A 16,998-nucleotide genomic window follows, 5' to 3' on the forward strand; every position below is an offset into this window, starting at 1 on the left:
GCCCGCACCGGCACCTACTCCGCCTGGCTGCTCGGCTACGGCTCCACCCACACCGAGTCCATCTCCCAGGCGGTCACCATCCCCGCCGGCTGCTCCGCGACCCTGACCTTCTACGTCCACATCGACACCGCCGAGACCACCACCACGACGGCGTACGACAAGCTCACCGTCACCGCGGGCTCCACCACCCTCGGCACGCTGTCCAACCTGAACAAGGCCACCGGGTACCAGGCCAAGACCTACAGCCTGAACGCCTTCGCCGGCCAGACCGTCACCATCAAGTTCAACGGCACCGAGGACTCGTCGCTGCAGACGTCCTTCGTCCTGGATGACCTGGCCGTCACGGTCAGCTGACCCGCTGGGGCCCGCACCCGGAGTAAACCGGGTGCGGGCCTCATGCCGGGCGGTCACGGACCGATGGTGCGGCCATGAACGTGACGTCCCCGCCCTCTGACGGTTCGGTGACGCCGCTGCGACCGACCGCACCCCTGGCGATCACCGCCGGTCTCGTGGTGGTGGCCGCCCTCTGGTTCGCGGTCGGTCTGGTGTACCGGACGCCGGCGTTGCTCGGATGGTCGACGCTGCTGGTCAGCGTCCCGGTCGCCGCCGCCAGCTCGTGGCGGGCCGGCGGTCCGCAGCGGACGTTCTGGCGATACGTGAGCGTCGGCCTCGTGCTCGTCGGCTGCGGCGCGATGAGCAACGCCCGCGACAACCTGGACGGCGTGGACCGCAACCAGCACGTCAGCGGCGTCACCTCGGCCATCTACCTGAGCGGCCTGCTGGTCATGATGATCGGCCTGCTGCGCATCCCGGGCATCCGGCGGACCGGCGGGGCCTGGACCCGCTTCGGCCTGGACATCGCCACGGTGATCGTCACCACCATCACGTTCGCCTGGCATCTGGTGTACCCGCGGTGGGAGTCGTGGTTCGCGGGCAGCGCCGGCGACACCTGGTCGGCGCTCACCGTGGTCGGCGGCGGCTTCATCTGCGTCTTCGCGTTCGTCAAGGTCGCGTTCACCGGCACCGGGCCGATCGACCGGCGGGCGCTGCACCTGCTCGGGCTCACCGGCGCGGTCGGTGCGGGCGGCGGGTCCCTCGCGCCGCTGCTGGCGTCCCGGCCGCACCTCAACACCGGCCACGTGATCCTGCCGGCGGTCTGCCTGGTGCTGTGCCTGGCCGCCGACCGGCAGGTGCGGGCGCTGGGTGTCCCGCCGCCCCCGGACCGCCCGCCGGGCCGGCGGCTGAGCGTCATGCCGTACGCGGCGGTCGTCGCCACCGGCGCGCTGCTGCTGGTGTCGACGATCCAGGACTCCGCGGACGTCGTCGTCGTGGCCGTCGGCGCGATCACCGTCACCGTCCTCGTCGCCGCCCGGCAGATCATCGCGCTGCGCGACAACGCCGCCCTGCTGCAGCAGCTCGACGCCCGGCTGCACGACAACGCCCGGCTCGTGAAACAGCTCGACTCCCGGCTGCGCGATCTCCACTCGTTCCAGCGCAAGCTCGCCCACCAGGCCGGCCATGACGCGCTGACCGGCCTCGCCAACCGGACGGTCTTCGCCGAGGCGACCACGACGGCGCTCAGCGGCGGGTCGGTGGCGCTCAGCGTCGCCGTGATCGACCTGGACAACTTCAAGGGCATCAACGACCAGCTCGGGCACGCGGTCGGCGACGCGCTGCTGCAGGCGGTCGCCGCCGTGCTGACCGCGCACGTGCCCGCCGGCAGCACCGTCGCCCGGCTCGGCGGCGACGAGTACGCGCTGCTGCTGCACGGCACCGACCAGGCCGCGCACGAGTCGGCGCTGAACACGCTCACCGCGGAGCTGCGCCGCCCGCTGCAGGCGGCCGGGCACGACCTCGTCGTCGAGGCCAGCATCGGCCTCGCCGGCGCCCGGCCCGGCGACACCGCCGCGGAGCTGCTGCGCCGTGCCGACGTGGCGATGTACGAGGCGAAGAACCAGGGCAAGGGCCGCTTCAGCGTCTACACGTCCGCGATGGACCAGCGCGGCGCCGAGCAGGCCCGCGTCGCCGCCGACCTGCGGACCGCGCTGGACACCGGGCAGCTGCACCTGGTGTACCAGCCGATCGTCGACATCACCGACGGGTCCCTGTACGGCGTGGAGGCCCTCGTCCGCTGGAACCACCCCGAGCGCGGCCCGATCTCGCCGGCCGAGTTCATCCCGGCGGCGGAGCGCACCGGCCTGATCGTGCCCCTCGGCGCGTGGATCCTCGCCGAGGCGTGCACGCAGGCGGCCCGCTGGCAGTTCGAGCTCGGCCCGGACGCCCCGGCCATCGTCAGCGTCAACGTCTCCGCCCGCCAGCTGCGCGAGGCCGGTTTCGCCGCCGACGTCGCCGCCGTCCTGCGCCGCACCGGCCTGCCGGCCCACCGCCTCACCATCGAGGTCACCGAGACGGCCGTCTTCGACGGTGGCACCGCCGTGGAGACCCTGCACGCGCTCAAGGCGCTCGGCGTCGCGGTCGCCCTCGACGACTTCGGCACCGGCCACTCCTCGCTCGGCCTGCTGCGCACCTGCCCCGTCGACCTGCTGAAGGTCGACAAGTCGTTCGTCGACACGGTCACCCACGGCGGCGAGCACGCGGTCATCGCCGCCGCGCTCATCGACATCAGCAACGGCCTGCACCTGCGCGCCGTCGCCGAGGGCGTGGAGACCGCCGAACAGGCCGCCGAGCTGCGCCGCCTCGGCTACCGCTACGCCCAGGGGTACCACTACGCCCGCCCGCTGCTCCCCGACGACCTCGAACGCCACGCCCTGCGGCGCCCCGCCCACGCCTGACCACCAGGGAGGTCCGATGTCGCTGACCGTCCGCCCGCGGCGGCTGAAGCTGCGTGACCAGCTGCTCGCCGCGTACGAGGGACGCTGCGCCATCAGCAGCGTGGCCACCCGGGACGTGCTGGAGGCCGCCCACATCGGACCCGCCACAGGCCCCGCGGCCGGCGCCGTGACCAACTGCCTGCTCCTGCGGGCCGACCTGCACAACCTCTTCGACGCCCACCTGCTGTGGCTCGACGACGACTACACCGTCCACGTCGCCGAGTCGATCACCGACGCCACCTACCGCCACTGGCACGGCCAGCCTCTCCACCTGCCGATCAACCCCCGCGTCTGGCCGGATCTGGACGCCCTGCGCCGCCACCGCGACGCCCGCCCCGCGCTCTAAGCTGCCCGCATGACCGATCCTTCGCCCGGTCCCGGCGCTCGTCCGCTGGGCGCCTGGGTGGCCGGGCTGTGCGAGGATCTCGGACCGCGGCTGTCACCGGCCGCCGGGGGCCAGGTGCAGGTCGCGCGGCTCGTGGCGGCCGGCGAGGTCGAGCTGCCCGAGCGGATGGCGGGTGAGCTGCTCCGGCTGGCCCTGTCCGACGACCCCGCCTGGGTCCTCGACCTGCCCGGCGCCGGGCGCGACCAGCTCGCCGTGGCCGCGCAGCAGGCCGCCGCCCGGTGGCGGGATCACTCGCTGTCCGGCGCCGCACCGCCGCAGGCGCGGGCCGCGCTCGTCGCCCACCGCGGCCTGTACGTGCTGCTGCAGCGCCTCCGTGGGGCGCGGTAGGTTCTTCAGGGACGCGACGATGTCGATGCCGAGGAGGGCACGTGGCTCAGGTGTTCACCCGGGGACAGAAAAGCCCGCTGTCGGCGCTGACCGGCGCGGACGAGCTGTATGTCGGGGTGTTCCTGGACGGGCCCGGGCTGACCTGGGACATCTCGTGCTTCGGGCTCGACGCGGCCAACAGGATGGCCGACGACGCATACTTCATCTTCTTCAACCAGCCGAGCTCGCCAGAAGGGTCGATCCAGAAGGCCGGCGCGCAGGGCGGGGACACCGAGGGGTTCCGGGCCGTGCTGAGCAGGGTGCCGGAGAAGATCGCGAAGCTGTCGTTCTGCGCGTCGATCGACGGGGCGGGGACCGCCCGGCAGCTGCGGTCGGGGCACATCCGGATCGTGGCCGGTGGGCAGGAGGTCGTGCGGTACGGCTTCACCGGCGCGGACTTCGGCGCCGAGCGGGCGATCATCATCGGCGACGTGTACCGCAAGGGGGTCTGGCGGGTCGGTGCGGTCGGGCAGGGGTTCGCCGGCGGGCTGGCGGACCTGATCCGCTCCTACGGCGGGACCGTGGACGAAGAACCGGAGCCGGCACCGGCGCCCGTGCAGGCGTCACCGGCGTTCGCGCCGCCGCCGGTACAGGCGCCGCCGCCCGTGCAGGCAGCGCCGCCGCGCCCCGTACAAGCGCCGCCGCCTGTCCAGGCGCCGCAGTCCTTCGCGCCGCCGCCACCCGTACACCACCTGCCGCCGCAACACGGTGGGCCGCCGCCACACGGTGGACCGGTGCCGCCGCAGCCCGAACGGGTCCGGCCCGGGGTCATGACGAGCCTGGACAAGTACCGGGAGGCGCCGACCACCGGCCGGTGGACGAAGCAGAGCAGCAAGATGGTGAAGGTGACGCTCGGGCCGGAGGCGCACGCGCGGCGCGGGTCGATGGTCGCCTACCAGGGCAACGTCGAGTTCATCTACAAGGGCTCCGGCGGCCTGCGGGCGATGTTCGAGGGCGCCGTCACCGGCCAGGGCCTGAAGCTGATGACGTGCAAGGGCCAGGGCGAGGTGTTCCTCGCCGAGAACGCCACCGACCTGCACATCGTCGAGCTCGACGGCCAGTCGCTGTGCGTCAACGCCGACAACGTGCTCGCGTTCGACGCCACCCTGCAGACGGAGATCGCGCGGATCGAGAGCCCCGGCATCCCGGGCGGCGGCATGTTCCACCTGGTGGTGTCCGGGCAGGGCGCGATCGTGGTCATGACCCGGGGCACGCCGGTGACGCTGCAGTGCCAGGGGCCGACGTTCGCCGACATGAAGGCCGTCGTCGCCTGGACCTCCGGCATGCGGGTGTCGGTGACGACGCAGGTCAGGGTGTCGCGGCAGCTCTACGCCGGCGACAGCGGCGAAGGCCTCGCGCTGCAGTTCATGGGGTTGCAGGGCCACTTCGTGGTGGTGCAGCCGTACGAGGTCTGATCACTTGATCAGCGCGGTGCAGCGGGGCGATCAGCTCGTCGCCCTGGAACGGTTTCATCATGTAGTCGTCGGCGCCGGCGTCGAAGCCGGCCTGCAGGTCGGCGGGCATGGCGTAGGCCGACAGCATGAGGATCGGCACGCCGGCGGTGGCCGGGTCGGCGCGCAGCGCGCGGCAGACGTCCAGCCCGTTCAGCCCCGGCATGACGAGGTCCAGCAGCAGCAGGTCCGGGAGCTCGGCCGCACCTCGGCGAGCGTCCGCGCGCCGTCCGGTGCGGTGCGGACCGTGAAGCCGGCCAGGACACCGAGGCCCGCCGCGTCCTGCTGGAGCAGCACCGCCGCCGCCGCGCGACGCAGCACTGGCCCGGCCGGCTCGCCGGCTACCTGCTCGACGCCCTCGTCGGCTACGGCTACCGCACCTGGCTCGCCGCCCTGTGGCTGCTGGCCTGCTGGGTGCTCGGCACGCTCGCCTTCACCGTGTGGCCGCCGGACGCCCGTACCCCGGCGGACTCCCCGGACTGGAACCCCGCGCTCTACGCGCTGGACCTCCTGCTCCCCATCATCGATCTCGGCCACGACTCGGCCTGGCACGCCACCGGCTCCACCCAGTACGTCGCGGCCGCCCTCATCATCATGGGCTGGGTCCTCACCACCGCCGTCGTCGCCAGCCTGTCCCGCCTCCTCAACCGCTGACACCACCCCGCCGAGTCTGCCCACCGCAACGGTCAGCTCCCCGACGCGGCGTCCCAAGGGGAGGTGGCATCCTGCGGGGCGAAGCATGCGGCGAGAACGTGCCGGACCCAGCCGTCCGTTTCGGTCTTCTGGTGCTCGCGCAGCAACGCGTTCAGCTTCCCCTGGGAGTACCAGCGAACCGCTGCGACAGCGTGGTAGCGGACCAATGGGTCCGGGTCGTGCAGCAGCTTGCGGGTCACGTCCTCGATGACCTGGCTGTCGATGGCCTCGGTCTCGGACCCCCAGGGGGTCCATGCGAGCGCGTACGCGGCGCGGCGGCGGCGTTCGACCTCCTCGTGCGCCAGCTCCGGCAGCACGTCGGCGAGCGTCAGCCTGCCGAACACAGCGAGCACCACGAGGTCCGGCGCGGTCCGCGACGTGGTGTACCTCGCGGCGTCCTCGGCGATGGTCACCTCGTCGTCCACCTCGGACCGTTCGCCGAACCAGCCGACGTCGTGGCCGGCGACCGCCTCGTCCAGCCACCGCTCGTACCAGGCGAGAAAGTCGGCGTCCTCCACGACGTACGGGCCGGCCTCGCTGTCGACGTCGACGTTGAACAACCGGCCGCGCGCCCGGCCCGTCACGACCAACTGTGTGAGCAGCCCGCAGCCGTACGCAGCGACCGACACCGTGCCCTGCAGGAAGTTCCTGTCCGGCCCCGGTGGATCCTCGTACCGCTGCTGCCAGTCGCCGAAGTACCGCGGCCCGGGCAGGTATGGGCTCGGCTCGGCCAGATGCCCCGGCGGACACTGCCCGGCCCAGCACTCCTCCGAAAGGTCGCATGTCCAGTAGCCGGGACCGGCCCCACCGCCGCCGAGCTCGGTGACGAACAGCCGGTACGCCGGGGGAAGCGTGACCTCGTGCCGCTCCTCGAACGCCGTCACGGCCGCCTCGGGCGCGGGTGGCTCGAGGACGAACCTGTGGAACTCCACGCCGAACGCGTCTGGGAGTGACGGCAGGGCGCGGGCCGCTTCCAGCTTGGCGGCGATGCGGGCCAGGCGGGCGCGGTCGGTGTCAGGCACCGGGTGAGCGTAGGCCCCAGACTGCTGACGCCACCCCGGCGGGACCACGCTCGTGAACGGCGTCAGAACGGCGGGTCGTCCGGGCCGGTGAATGCCGGATCGACCCACCAGTCGCGGTACGGTCCGTCGACGCTCCAGGTGAGGAAGTCCTGCGTCCAGGGGTCGGCCTCGATTCGCCGGTGGTCGCGGAGCAGGGAGCTCAGCCTGCCGAGCGCGTGCCGGCGCACCGCGGTGGCGGCGTGGGAGCGGACGAGCGGGTCGGGGTCGTCGAGCAGGTCGCGGACCGCGCCTTCGAGGACGTCCCGCTCGCGGTCGTTCCTCGGAAGCTCCCGGGCCAGGACGAACGCGGCGTGACGGCGGCGTTCGAGGTCCTCGTCGGCCAGGGCCGGCAGGACGTCGGCGAGGGTGAGCCTCCCCAGCACCGTGAGTGCCTCGATGTCGGGTGGGGTCCGCGACCTCGCGTGCCCGGCGATGGCGTCGGCGACGGCTTCCGCCTTCGCAGGGTCGTGGTGCTGCCACCGCAGCAGCTGGAACAGGTGCGCCCGGACGGTGGGGTCGCCGTCGGTGGACATCGCGTCGGCGACGGCCGTCCAGGCCTGTTCGCTGATCACCGGCGACAGCAGCAGCGACTCGCCGGCGCGGGTGCGACGCTGCGGCGACGGATCTCCGGCCAGGGCCGCGATCAGTGCGGGCTCGTCCAGCGGGAGCCGTTCGCCGAACCAGCCGACGTCGTAGCCGGCCATGACCTCGTCCAGCCACCGTTCGTACCAGGCCAGGAAGTCGGCGTCCTCGACCACGTACGGGCCGAGTCCATCGACGTCGAGGTTGAACAGCCGCCCCCGCGCCGGCCCGGTCACGACCAGGCGCGTATACAGGGTGCACCCGTGGTAGGCGACCGGCAGCGTGCCGCGCAGGAAGATCCGGTCCGCCGCCCGCGGGTCCTCGTAGCGTTGCTCCCAGTCGTCGGGGTACCGCGGTCCCGGCAGGTACGGGCTGGGTTGTGCGAGGTGCCCCGGCCGGCACCGCGCATCACTGCACCCGCCCGCAAAGCCCAGCAGTTCGCAGCCGGGACCGGCCCCACCGCCGCCGAGCTCGGTGATGAACAGGCGGTACGCCGGGGGAAGCGTGACCTCGTGCCGCTCCTCGAACGCGGTCACCGTCGCCTCGGGCACGGGCGGTTCGAGCACGAACTTGTGTGACTCCACGCCGAACGCGGCCGGGAGTGTGGGCAGGGCGCGGGCCGCGGTCAGCTTGGCGGTGATGCGGGCCAGGCGGGCGCGGTCGGTGTCGGGCACCCGGTGAGCGTAGGGCCTAGGCTGCAGGGCGTGGTCGATGGATACCGGCTGGGTGTGGACTTCGGGACGTCGAACACCGCGGCGGTGCTGGCCGGGCCGGATGGGCGGCGGCGGAGTGTGCCGGCGTGGCGGAGGTCGACCTCGTGGCGGAGCCGGTCGCGGCCGGGACGCACCTGGTGCGGCACGACGTGGGCGTCCGGCCCGGGGCCCGGGTGCTCGTCTACGGCTTCGGCGGTGGCACGTTCGACGCGTCCGTCATCCGGTGCGACGAGCACCTGACGGTGCTGGCCTCGGCGGGGAGATCTCGCTCGGCGAGTCGCGGGCGCGGACGGAGCCGGCACTCCGCGCGGTGCTCGACGCGCAGCGGGGTCGCCTCGCCGCGGACGACCCGGCGACGTACCGGACGTGGCTCGCGCTGGTGCGGGCGCTCAGCGCCTGGAAGGACTGGGAGGCCGCGCGCACGGAGGCGGCCGCGCTCAACCGGCGGCTCCGCGAGCACGGCGACGGCCACCCGCTACGGCTGGCGGCCGCCGACGCGTACTGCCACCTGCGCACCCGGCAGGCACGGGCCGTGCCCGCCGGTCCGGCCCGCGCCGACGAGGTCAAGGCCATCCACGCCGACGCGGTCCGCATCGCCCGGGCCGCGCTGGGCAAGCACCGCGACCTCAACGGCGACGCCCATCCCCGGACGGTCCTCGCCCGGTTCCGGTTCGGGGACTGCCTGATCGAGGCGGGCGACCGCGCCACCGGGATCGCCGAGCTCCGCGCCGCCCTGCGCACCGCCGACGAGGTCATGGGCCGCGACCGGCCCCGCACGTGGCAGCTGCGGCTGGAGCTGGCCGCCCGGCTCACCGACGGCGGCGACACCGACGAGGCCGAGCAGGTCTACCGGGACGCCGCGGCGGCGCGCCCCCGGCTGCTCGGCGAGGACAGCCCGCTGGCGGCGAAGGCCCGCGACCGCCTCGCGCACGTCGCCCAGCGCAACGCCACCCTGTCGCACCGCGTCAAGCGCCGGCTCCGCGGCCTGGCCGAACAGCCGGACGTCACCGGTTGACCAGGGCGCCGGCGAGGCGTTGCTGCTCCTCGGCGACGATCATCCGGGCCAGCTGGACCTCGGAGATGTCCACGGCGCCGGGCGAGGCCTGCGCGATGGTGCTGTGCCGCACGTACGCGTCGAAGAGCTGGGCCTTCGAGCCGAGGATCTCGATCATGCGCTCGTCGACGGAGTCCGCGATGAGCAGGCGGTGCACCTGGACGGTGCGGACCTGGCCCATGCGGTGGGCGCGGGCGATCGCCTGGGCCTCGATCGAGGGCTTCACCTGCGGCTCGCACAGGATCACGACGGAGGCGGCCTGGATGTTCACGCCGACGCCGGCCGCCTCGATCTGGCAGACCAGCACGGCGGGCTTCCGGGAGGCGGTGAACTCGTCCACGATGCGCTGCCGGTCGGCCACCGGCGTCGACCCCGTGATCGGCCCGCGGGCGTCGGCGCCGAGCGCCGCGTGCACCACGGCGAGGACGTCACGGAAGTACGAGAAGACCACCACGTGCCGCTTGGCCGCCATGGCCTCCTGGGTGAGCTCCAGCAGGCGGGTCAGCTTCGCCGAGTCACGCGGGCGGCGGGTCACGAACGCGGCCCGCCGCATCGCCATGAAGTTGCCCTCCTGGACCGCGGCGCGGTAGGCGGCGGCGTCCTCGGCGCCGAACTCCTCCCACTCGTCGACCTGCACCAGCTCCGGCAGCTCGGTCAGCACGTCCGGCTGGTTGCGCCGCAGGTACACCGGGGCCGCCGCCCGGCGGAACGCCTCGACGCTGATCGCCGCGTGCTCCGGCCCCATGTCCGCGGCGATCTCCGGCCGCAGGTGCTCGATCAGCGCCCGGAACTCGTCGATGCGGTTCTCCATCGGGGTGCCGGTGAGGAACAGGACCCGGTCGGACTCGGCCGCGACCCGGTTCACCGCCTGCGAGCGCTTCGCGTCGGGGTTCTTCACGTAGTGCGCCTCGTCGACGACCAGCAGCGCCGGGCGGGGCGGCGGCAGCGGGACCGCGCCCAGCGACCCGAACGTGACGACCCCGACGCCGCCCTGCGCCCGCCACCGGGCCGCCGCCCGCGCCCGCCCGTTGCCGTGCAGCGTCACGACGGGAATCGTCGAGTGCCGGGCGATCTCGCGGGACCAGTTGATCAGTACACTCGCCGGACAGACGACCAGGAAGTGGGTCGCGCCGCGGGCGGCCAGGTGCGCCATCGCGGCGATCGCCTGCACCGTCTTGCCCAGCCCCATCTCGTCGCCGAGCACGACGCGGCGCTGCACCAGCGCGAACCGCGCACCGAACGACTGGTAGCCGCGCAGCCGCAGGCCGTCGCTGAGCCGGGACGTGTCCAGTTGCTGCGCGCCGACGCGTTCGACGATGTCGGCGGGCAGGAACCCTTCGCTGGCCGCGACGTCGCCGCCGAGCCCGACGACCTGGCTGAGCAGGCCGTAGTAGTCCGCCGAGTGCCGCTCGAAGTCCCGCCACACCCACCGGTCACCGGGCGTGCGGACCTTGCGCACCTCCCGCGCCGCCTCCGGCAGGCCGGCGCTCTCTGCTTCGTGCAGCGTCGCCTGTACGGCGTGCGCCGCCTCGGCCGCGGCGGTCCTCTGCGCGGCCCGCAGGAACATCCGGCGCCACGGGCCCGCCGCGGCCGGCCCGGCCATCGGCCGCTGCGCCGCCAGCCGCTCCTGGCACCGTTGCGCGTCGGTCTCCCGCTCCCCGGCCGCCTGCCACACCCCGCGCCACACCGCGAGGGCCCGCACCAGCCGCGTCATGTCCGCGTTCTTCGGGTCGAACTCGATCCTGAACTGCAGCGAGTCCGTCGCCGCCCGCTTGAGCTGCTCCGCGGCGGTCATGGTCTTGCGGGCCGTCTCCGCCCCGATCCCCGGCACCTTCGTGAGCCGCTCGGGCCCGGCCCGCAGCACGTCCGCCACCGAGCAGATCCCGTGCGCCGGCAGCTCGTCGAGCCGCGCCCGCCCGTCCACGGTGTCCTTGACCGTCTCGATCGACATCTTGCCGATCGCGTCCCACACCTGCGGCTCGCGCGCCACCTCGTACGCCGCGACGACCTCCTGCCGCGCCGCCGCCACGGTCCCGGTGACGGTCTCGGCGTCGTCCTGCATCTCGCCGGCCCGCGCCAGCAGGGCACGCGCCTCCCGCGGCCTCATGCTCGCTGCGCCGGCATACATGTTCTTGAAGGTACCGATACCGCGCCGGTGCCGCTCGGCGGGTCACTCCGGGAACGGTGGGGTGCGGGTCACGCCGTACACCTGCCAGAAGAAGTCGTTCATGGCCGCCGCGACCGGAGCGTGCCGCGCGACGATCTCCGCGTGCGGTGCGGGGAGCCCGCCGGGTGCCGCTCCGGCCGCGCACCGGCGCAGGTAGGCGTGGCGCTCGGCGGGCCCGGTGATCCCGGCGACGTGGGCGACGATCCAGTTGAGCAGCTCCCGCACGGCGTATCTCGCGTCGTGTTCCCGGTGGTGTACGACGAACGCCCGCTCCTGCGCGGTCAGTTCGAACCGGGGTGACGTGGCGAGCCCGAGGTCCGTCAGGTAGAGCCGGTCGCCGTCGGTCAGGATGTTGCCGAAGTGCGCGTCGAAGTGCAGCAGCCCGTTGGCGTTCATGAAGGCGACGTCGGTCTTCAGGCGGCGCTCCACCGTGCCGACGGCGTCCGGATGCTCGCGCAGCCACGCGTCCAGGCGCTGCGGGACGTACTCGAGGAACAGCACCACGCTCGCCGACGCCGCCGCGAGCGCCTCCAGGCGCCGCCGCACCGCCGCCGAACCGTCCCAGTACGCGACGGCCCGGTCGATGTCCTGGTGCTCCTCGGCGGGCGGCGGCGCGCCCGGCAGCACGCGCCAGTGGTAGAGCAGCGGGAACGCCTCGGTCCTGCCCTCCAGCACCCAGCTCGTCGTCATGGTGTTCGCCGCGAGCTCCCGCCACGCGCCGAAGCCGCCGCCGCCGTGCGCGACGACGCTGTAGTGGCAGGACGTCGGCAGGTCGAACAGGTTCGCCGTCGACCGCACGTGCCGCGGGAGCCGCTCCAGATCGGTCAGCGCGAGCCGCTTCGCGAAGACCGGCGTGCCGGCGACGTCCACCAGGGCCGAGGCGCCGCCGACGCCGACGCCGAGCGCCTGGGCGTTGTCGACGAGCTTGGCGAGCCTGGCGTCGCTGAGCAGGGCCAGCTCCGTGGAGACCGCGCAATACCTGCTCAGCCGGGACATGCCGGGAGCCTAGCGTGCGCGGCGCTCCGTACGATGCGGCCATGGGCAACGACGGCACCGCGGGACGCTCCTACCGGAAGGCCGCGGTGCGGCGGGCGGAGATCCTGTCCCAGGCCATCGCGCTGTTCGCCGAGCGGGGCGTGGACGCGTCGCTGCGCGCGATCGGTGCCGCGATCGGGGTCTCGCACGCGGCGCTGCGGTACTACTTCTCGTCGCGCGACGAGCTGCTGGTCGAGGTGTACCGGGCGCACGAGCAGGTCGAGCACGGCGCCGCGCCGCAGGACGGGGTGTCGGCGGTCCGGCTGATGGAGCGCAGCGCGGAGCGCAACCGCACGATCCCGGGCCTGGTCGAGCTCTACGCCACGCTGACCACGGACGCCCTGCAGGCGGAGCAGCACCCGCTCACCCACGAGTTCGTGCGGGACCGCTTCCGGCTGCTGCGATCGCACCTCGCCGAGCGGGTCCGCGCCGGCCAGCGCGCCGGCGCGATCGCCGCGGACATCGATCCCGACGACGCGGCGTCGCTGGTCATCGCCGCCTCCGACGGGTTGCAGCTGCAGTGGCTGCTCGATCCCGAGGCGGTGGACGTACGGCGCGCGCTGGCCCTGCTCGAGCGGCTGCTGCCATCGCCGCCGGGCACTTGACCAGAGATTCTTCCATTGGAAGAATTCGGCGAGCCGCTGCCCCGCAGCGCGAATGCGGAGGCGCAGCCGATGGTCCTTCCCGAGCAGGTCGAGCCGGCGGATCCGGCGCTCGACAAGCCCACGGCGCATGCGTCGGCGCTGCGGCTGACCCTCGCGTCGCCGCTCTACCGGGGCGCCACGCTCGCGGTGTTCCTGTCCGCGCTCGGCTTCTCCGCCGCCGCCCCGCAGATCGCGACGTTCCTGGTCAACGACCTGCACGCCTCCCTGACCGCGGCGGGGCTGTTCTACCTGACGAACCTGGCCGCGCCCGTGGCCGGGTTCCTGGTCGGCCGGCGGTCCGACCGCACCGGGCGCCGGCTCGGGCTGTTCCGCATCTGCGCGGCCGCCGGGTTCGTGGGCTGGATCGGCATCGCGTACTCGACCGAGCTGTGGATGCCCTACGTCATCAGCGCCGTCGTCGGCGGGTTCGGCGGCGCCGCGACGTCGCAGCTCTTCTCCGCCGTCCACGACGAGCTCAAGGCGCACCCGGGCCCGAACAACGACGGGGTCGTGGCCGTCGTGCGGATGGCCCTGACCGGCGGGTGGGTCGTCGGCCCGGTGGCCGGGTCGTTCCTGGCGGCGCAGGCGTCGCTGCGCACCATGCTGGTCGCCACGGCGGTCTGCACCCTCGCCCAGATCGTGCCGCTCGGCGCGCTCCGGACAGCACCACCGGCACCGGCCGGGCCCGGCGACCCACCGGCGGCCGGCCACCGCGGCCCCGGCCTGCGGGCGATGCTGCCGCTGCTGGCGTTCACCGGCCTCTACGTCCTCGTGTACGCCGGCGAGCCCGTCAAGTACGCGTACCTCCCGCTGTACATGAACGACCAGCTGCACTTCCCGGCCGGCCTCAGCGGCGCGGTCATCGGCATCCAGCCGCTGGTCGAGATCGTGCTGATGCCCGTCGCCGTGGTCGTGGCCCGCCGGACCGGCATGATGGAGCTGATGGTCCTCGGCGCCGGGTTCGGCGTGGCCGCCAACGTCTGCTTCGCCGTCACCGGCAACGCCGCCGGGCTGTTCGCCGGGCAGGTCCTCATGGGCGGCGTGTGGGGCGTCTTCGCCACGCTCGGCATCATCGTCGCCCAGCGGCTCCTGCCGACCGCCGTCGCCACCGCGTCCGCGATCTTCATGAGCTCCACCGCGCTCGCCTCCGCCCTCGGCGGTGCGGCCGGCGGCACCGGCGCCGCCGCCATCGGGCTCCCACGGGTGTTCCTCATCCCGGCCGCCCTCGCCCTGCTGGCCGTCGCCGGCCTGGCCGTCATGGCCCGCTCCACCGACCGCCACCGGTGAGGAGCCGGGCAGGTCAGTCTTGTGTCTACGTTAAGTGTGGCTTAGATCGAGCGCCGGCAGTGTGGTCCGGCGTTACGTTTGGGCCGGCCTGCCGGACATCGCCCGCCCCGCCGGGGTGGCCGGGCAGCCACCGCCGAGTTGTCGACCGCGCGGGCTCGATGCGTGCGGCCGGTGAGCCGGGGAACTAACCGGGGCTTCCCCATGGGGTGAATCCGCGCCCGCCACACCGGGGCGCGGTAGGGCGCGCCTTCTTCTCGCCCGAATCCGTCAGCTAACCCGGTAGGCGGTCAGCGAAGAAGGACTGTGCCGTGTTCAACGGACGTACGACGCTCCGCGCCTCGGTCGTCGCGCTGGCGGTGGCGGCCATGATCGCCCCGGCCTGCGCCGCGCAGGCGGACCCGACGCCGCAGGAGCTCCAGGCCCAGATCGACAAGGGCAACCAAGAGGTCGAGCACGTCGTCGAGCTGTACAACAAGGTCAACGGCGACCTGGAGACCACCCAGGCGGCGATCACGAAGCTCCGGGCCGACATGGCGCCGCTGGAGGCGACCATGGCGGCGGCGCAGGACAACGCCTCGGCGCTCGCGGTCAACGCGTACAAGACCGGGGGCAACCTCGGCACCCTGTCACTGATGCTGGGGGCGACGTCGACCGACACGCTCACCGCCCGCGTCGGCACCCTCCAGCAGATCTCGCACAGCCAGCAGCGGGACCTGGCGGCGTACACGGCGGCGAAGGGCGCGCTCGACACCGAGCAGCGGCGCCTGGACGAGACCCTCGCCGCGCAGAGCCAGCAGAAGACGGAGCTGGAGACCCGCCGCAAGAAGATCGAGGGTGACATCGCCCGCCTCGACGCGCTGCAGGCCAAGGCCGAGGCGGCCGCCGCGGCGGCGAAGGTCAAGACCACCACCCCGCCCCCGGCGACGACCCCGGCCAAGCCGCCGGCCGTGTCCGGCAACGCGGGCAAGGCCGTCAACTACGCCTGGGCGCAGCTCGGCAAGAAGTACGTGTGGGGCGCGGCCGGACCGAACACGTTCGACTGCTCGGGCCTGACCATGATGGCGTGGAAGGCGGCCGGCGTGACGCTGCCGCACAACGCCGCGCAGCAGTGGTCGAAGGTCCGCCACATCTCCCGCAGCCAGCTCGCCCCCGGCGACCTGGTGTTCTACAACGGCCTCGGGCACGTGGGCATCTACATCGGCAACAACCAGATCATCCACGCCCCGAACAGCCGGACCGTCGTCAAGGTCGCGCCCGTCGACATCGACACGCTGTACGGCTACGGCAGGGTCGCGTAGTCACGGACGGTAGTCTGCCGGGCATGCGCATGTTGCACCTCGGGCTGCGGGTCACGGATCTGGAGCGCTCGCTGGCGTTCTACACCGCGGTCGGCTACGCCAAGGTCGGCCACGTCCCGGAGACCGGGTTCGGCAGCCTGACGATGCTGCAGCTGCCCGGCGACCCGTTCGTCAGCCTCGAGCTGGTGCACGACCCCGCCCGGCCGGTCGCCGACACCGGCGCCGTCAACCACCTCGTCGTCCAGGTCGACGACCTCGGCACCACGGTCGCCGACCTGGCCGGCAGGGGCATCGCGGCCGAGCCGCCGACCGACCACGGCGAGGGCATGGCCACGTCCTGGCTCACCGATCCCGACGGGCACCGCATCGAGCTCGTACAGTGGCCGCCCGGGCATCCGGAGGGCATGACCGCGGCCGACTTCGCCTGACCGCCGGCTTCGTGCGCCCGGCCGCACGGCACGGCGGGTGGTGCGCGGAAACGGTTCGACAGGCGCGGTGACCGGCTGCCACGATCGGACGGTGATCACCGACGTCGACGCCGCGACCCGGTCGTTGCACGGGACCGCGCTGGGCGACGCGTTCGGCGAGACCTGGTTCTTCCGGCCCGCCGACCAGATGCGGTGGCAGATCGAGGAGCGGCTGGTGCCGCAGGGGCCGTGGCCGTGGACCGACGACACCGCGATGGCCGTCTCGCTGTACCGGACGCTGCGCGAGCACGGCCGGGTCGTGCAGGACGAGCTGGCCGGCCGGTTCGCCGGCGCGTACGCCGCCGACCCGTACCGCAACTACGGCCCGTCCATGCACGGCGTGCTCCAGGCCATCGGCGACGGCGAGGCCTGGCAGACGGTCACGGCCGCCCAGTTCGACGGCCAGGGCTCGTGGGGCAACGGCGCCGCGATGCGCGTCGCCCCGCTGGGCGCCTGGTTCGCCGACGACCTCGACCTGGTCGTGGAGCAGGCGGCCCTGTCCGCGGCGGTCACCCACGCGCACCCCGAGGCGGCCGCCGGCGCGGTCGCGGTGGCCGTCGCGGCCGCGCTGGCGGCACGGCAGGTGCCGGCCGGGGAGCTGCTGCCGCGGGTCGCCGACCGCACACCCGACAGCGAGGTCGCCGCCCGGCTCCGCCGGCTCTGCCGGCGACCGTTCGACCGGGATCCGCGGTGGATCGCCGGCGAGGTCGGCTGCGGGACGCTGATCTCCGCCCCGGACACCGTGCCGTACGCGATCTGGTGCGCGGCCCGGCACCTGGACGACCTCGCCGAGGCGTTGTGGGCGACCGTCAGCGCCGGCGGCGACATGGACACGACCTGCGCCATCGCCGGCGGCATCGTCGCCGCCCGCACCGGCCTGGACGGGGTGCCCGCCGGCTGGGCCGACGCCTGTGAACCGCTTCCAACCTGGTAGGACACGACC

17 protein-coding genes, 1 pseudogene and 1 riboswitch are annotated in these 16,998 nt (G+C 73.6%); of the genes and pseudogenes, 12 read left to right on the forward strand and 6 right to left on the reverse strand.

The window, feature by feature from the left end; all coding sequences use genetic code 11:
* The 5 genes and pseudogenes from AB0I21_RS43420 to AB0I21_RS43440 form a co-directional block, all read left to right on the forward strand.
* A pseudogene (locus AB0I21_RS43420) lies at positions 1–354 on the forward strand (hypothetical protein); the annotation flags it as partial.
* Positions 355–428: 74 nt separating this feature from the next.
* Positions 429–2,792: an EAL domain-containing protein gene (locus tag AB0I21_RS43425; protein ID WP_360569623.1), complete on the forward strand. Its 2,364-nt coding sequence runs from the start codon at positions 429–431 to the stop codon at positions 2,790–2,792.
* Positions 2,793–2,808: 16 nt separating this feature from the next.
* The gene (locus AB0I21_RS43430; protein ID WP_360569625.1) at positions 2,809–3,177 is read left to right on the forward strand and encodes an HNH endonuclease; all 369 of its coding nucleotides are present in this window, start codon (positions 2,809–2,811) and stop codon (positions 3,175–3,177) included.
* Between the two features lie 9 nt (positions 3,178–3,186).
* Positions 3,187–3,564, forward strand: coding sequence for a hypothetical protein (locus tag AB0I21_RS43435; protein WP_360569628.1), 378 nt, complete (start codon positions 3,187–3,189; stop codon positions 3,562–3,564).
* Between the two features lie 41 nt (positions 3,565–3,605).
* Positions 3,606–5,018: a TerD family protein gene (locus AB0I21_RS43440; protein WP_360569630.1), complete on the forward strand. Its 1,413-nt coding sequence runs from the start codon at positions 3,606–3,608 to the stop codon at positions 5,016–5,018.
* Here the strand turns inward: AB0I21_RS43440 and AB0I21_RS43445 are convergent.
* Entirely contained in the window at positions 4,969–5,220 is a 252-nt protein-coding gene (locus AB0I21_RS43445; RefSeq protein ID WP_360569632.1) for a response regulator, read from the reverse strand. The two genes, AB0I21_RS43440 and AB0I21_RS43445, sit on opposite strands and share 50 nt — an antisense overlap.
* Positions 5,208–5,375 carry a hypothetical protein gene (locus tag AB0I21_RS43450; protein ID WP_360569634.1) on the reverse strand — a complete coding sequence of 56 codons (168 nt, stop codon included), beginning with the start codon at positions 5,373–5,375 and terminating at the stop codon, positions 5,208–5,210. Before AB0I21_RS43450 ends, AB0I21_RS43445 begins: the two co-directional genes overlap by 13 nt.
* Positions 5,376–5,468: 93 nt before the next feature.
* Here AB0I21_RS43450 and AB0I21_RS43455 point away from each other — a divergent pair, with 93 nt between their 5' ends.
* Positions 5,469–5,708: a hypothetical protein gene (locus AB0I21_RS43455; RefSeq protein WP_360569636.1), complete on the forward strand. Its 240-nt coding sequence runs from the start codon at positions 5,469–5,471 to the stop codon at positions 5,706–5,708.
* A gap of 32 nt (positions 5,709–5,740) precedes the next feature.
* Here the strand turns inward: AB0I21_RS43455 and AB0I21_RS43460 are convergent, their stop codons facing one another.
* Positions 5,741–6,769: a HEAT repeat domain-containing protein gene (locus tag AB0I21_RS43460; RefSeq protein ID WP_360569638.1), complete on the reverse strand. Its 1,029-nt coding sequence runs from the start codon at positions 6,767–6,769 to the stop codon at positions 5,741–5,743.
* Positions 6,770–6,831: 62 nt separating this feature from the next.
* Positions 6,832–8,064, reverse strand: coding sequence for a hypothetical protein (locus tag AB0I21_RS43465; RefSeq protein ID WP_360569640.1), 1,233 nt, complete (start codon positions 8,062–8,064; stop codon positions 6,832–6,834).
* Between the two features lie 262 nt (positions 8,065–8,326).
* Between AB0I21_RS43465 and AB0I21_RS43470 the strand changes: the two genes are divergently transcribed.
* Positions 8,327–9,118, forward strand: a complete 792-nt coding sequence (locus AB0I21_RS43470; RefSeq protein WP_360569642.1) for a hypothetical protein — start codon at positions 8,327–8,329, stop codon at positions 9,116–9,118.
* On the opposite strand, the gene AB0I21_RS43475 is transcribed toward AB0I21_RS43470, so the two are convergent.
* Together AB0I21_RS43475 and AB0I21_RS43480 are read right to left on the reverse strand one after the other, a co-directional pair.
* Complete coding sequence (locus AB0I21_RS43475; protein ID WP_360569644.1) at positions 9,108–11,264, reverse strand: SNF2-related protein; 2,157 nt, start codon at positions 11,262–11,264, stop codon at positions 9,108–9,110. The two genes, AB0I21_RS43470 and AB0I21_RS43475, sit on opposite strands and share 11 nt — an antisense overlap.
* Positions 11,265–11,327: 63 nt before the next feature.
* Positions 11,328–12,320 carry a serine/threonine protein phosphatase gene (locus tag AB0I21_RS43480; RefSeq protein WP_360569646.1) on the reverse strand — a complete coding sequence of 331 codons (993 nt, stop codon included), beginning with the start codon at positions 12,318–12,320 and terminating at the stop codon, positions 11,328–11,330.
* 41 nt (positions 12,321–12,361) lie between these two features.
* Between AB0I21_RS43480 and AB0I21_RS43485 the strand changes: the two genes are divergently transcribed.
* The 5 genes from AB0I21_RS43485 (at position 12,362) to AB0I21_RS43505 (ending at position 16,989) form a co-directional block, all read left to right on the forward strand.
* Positions 12,362–12,964 (forward strand): helix-turn-helix domain-containing protein, encoded by a 603-nt coding sequence (locus AB0I21_RS43485; RefSeq protein WP_360569648.1) that lies wholly within the window; start codon positions 12,362–12,364, stop codon positions 12,962–12,964.
* Positions 12,965–12,979: 15 nt separating this feature from the next.
* Positions 12,980–14,290, forward strand: coding sequence for an MFS transporter (locus AB0I21_RS43490; RefSeq protein WP_360569650.1), 1,311 nt, complete (start codon positions 12,980–12,982; stop codon positions 14,288–14,290).
* 138 nt (positions 14,291–14,428) lie between these two features.
* Positions 14,429–14,591: riboswitch (cyclic di-AMP (ydaO/yuaA leader) on the forward strand.
* A gap of 7 nt (positions 14,592–14,598) precedes the next feature.
* Positions 14,599–15,588, forward strand: a complete 990-nt coding sequence (locus tag AB0I21_RS43495) for an NlpC/P60 family protein (RefSeq protein WP_360569652.1) — start codon at positions 14,599–14,601, stop codon at positions 15,586–15,588.
* Positions 15,589–15,611: 23 nt separating this feature from the next.
* Entirely contained in the window at positions 15,612–16,016 is a 405-nt protein-coding gene (locus AB0I21_RS43500; RefSeq protein WP_360569654.1) for a VOC family protein, read from the forward strand.
* A gap of 91 nt (positions 16,017–16,107) precedes the next feature.
* Positions 16,108–16,989 (forward strand): ADP-ribosylglycohydrolase family protein, encoded by an 882-nt coding sequence (locus tag AB0I21_RS43505; protein ID WP_360569656.1) that lies wholly within the window; start codon positions 16,108–16,110, stop codon positions 16,987–16,989.
* Positions 16,990–16,998 lie beyond the last annotated feature (9 nt).

This window comes from Dactylosporangium sp. NPDC050588, from assembly GCF_040654975.1.
GTDB lineage: Bacteria > Actinomycetota > Actinomycetes > Mycobacteriales > Micromonosporaceae > Dactylosporangium > Dactylosporangium maewongense.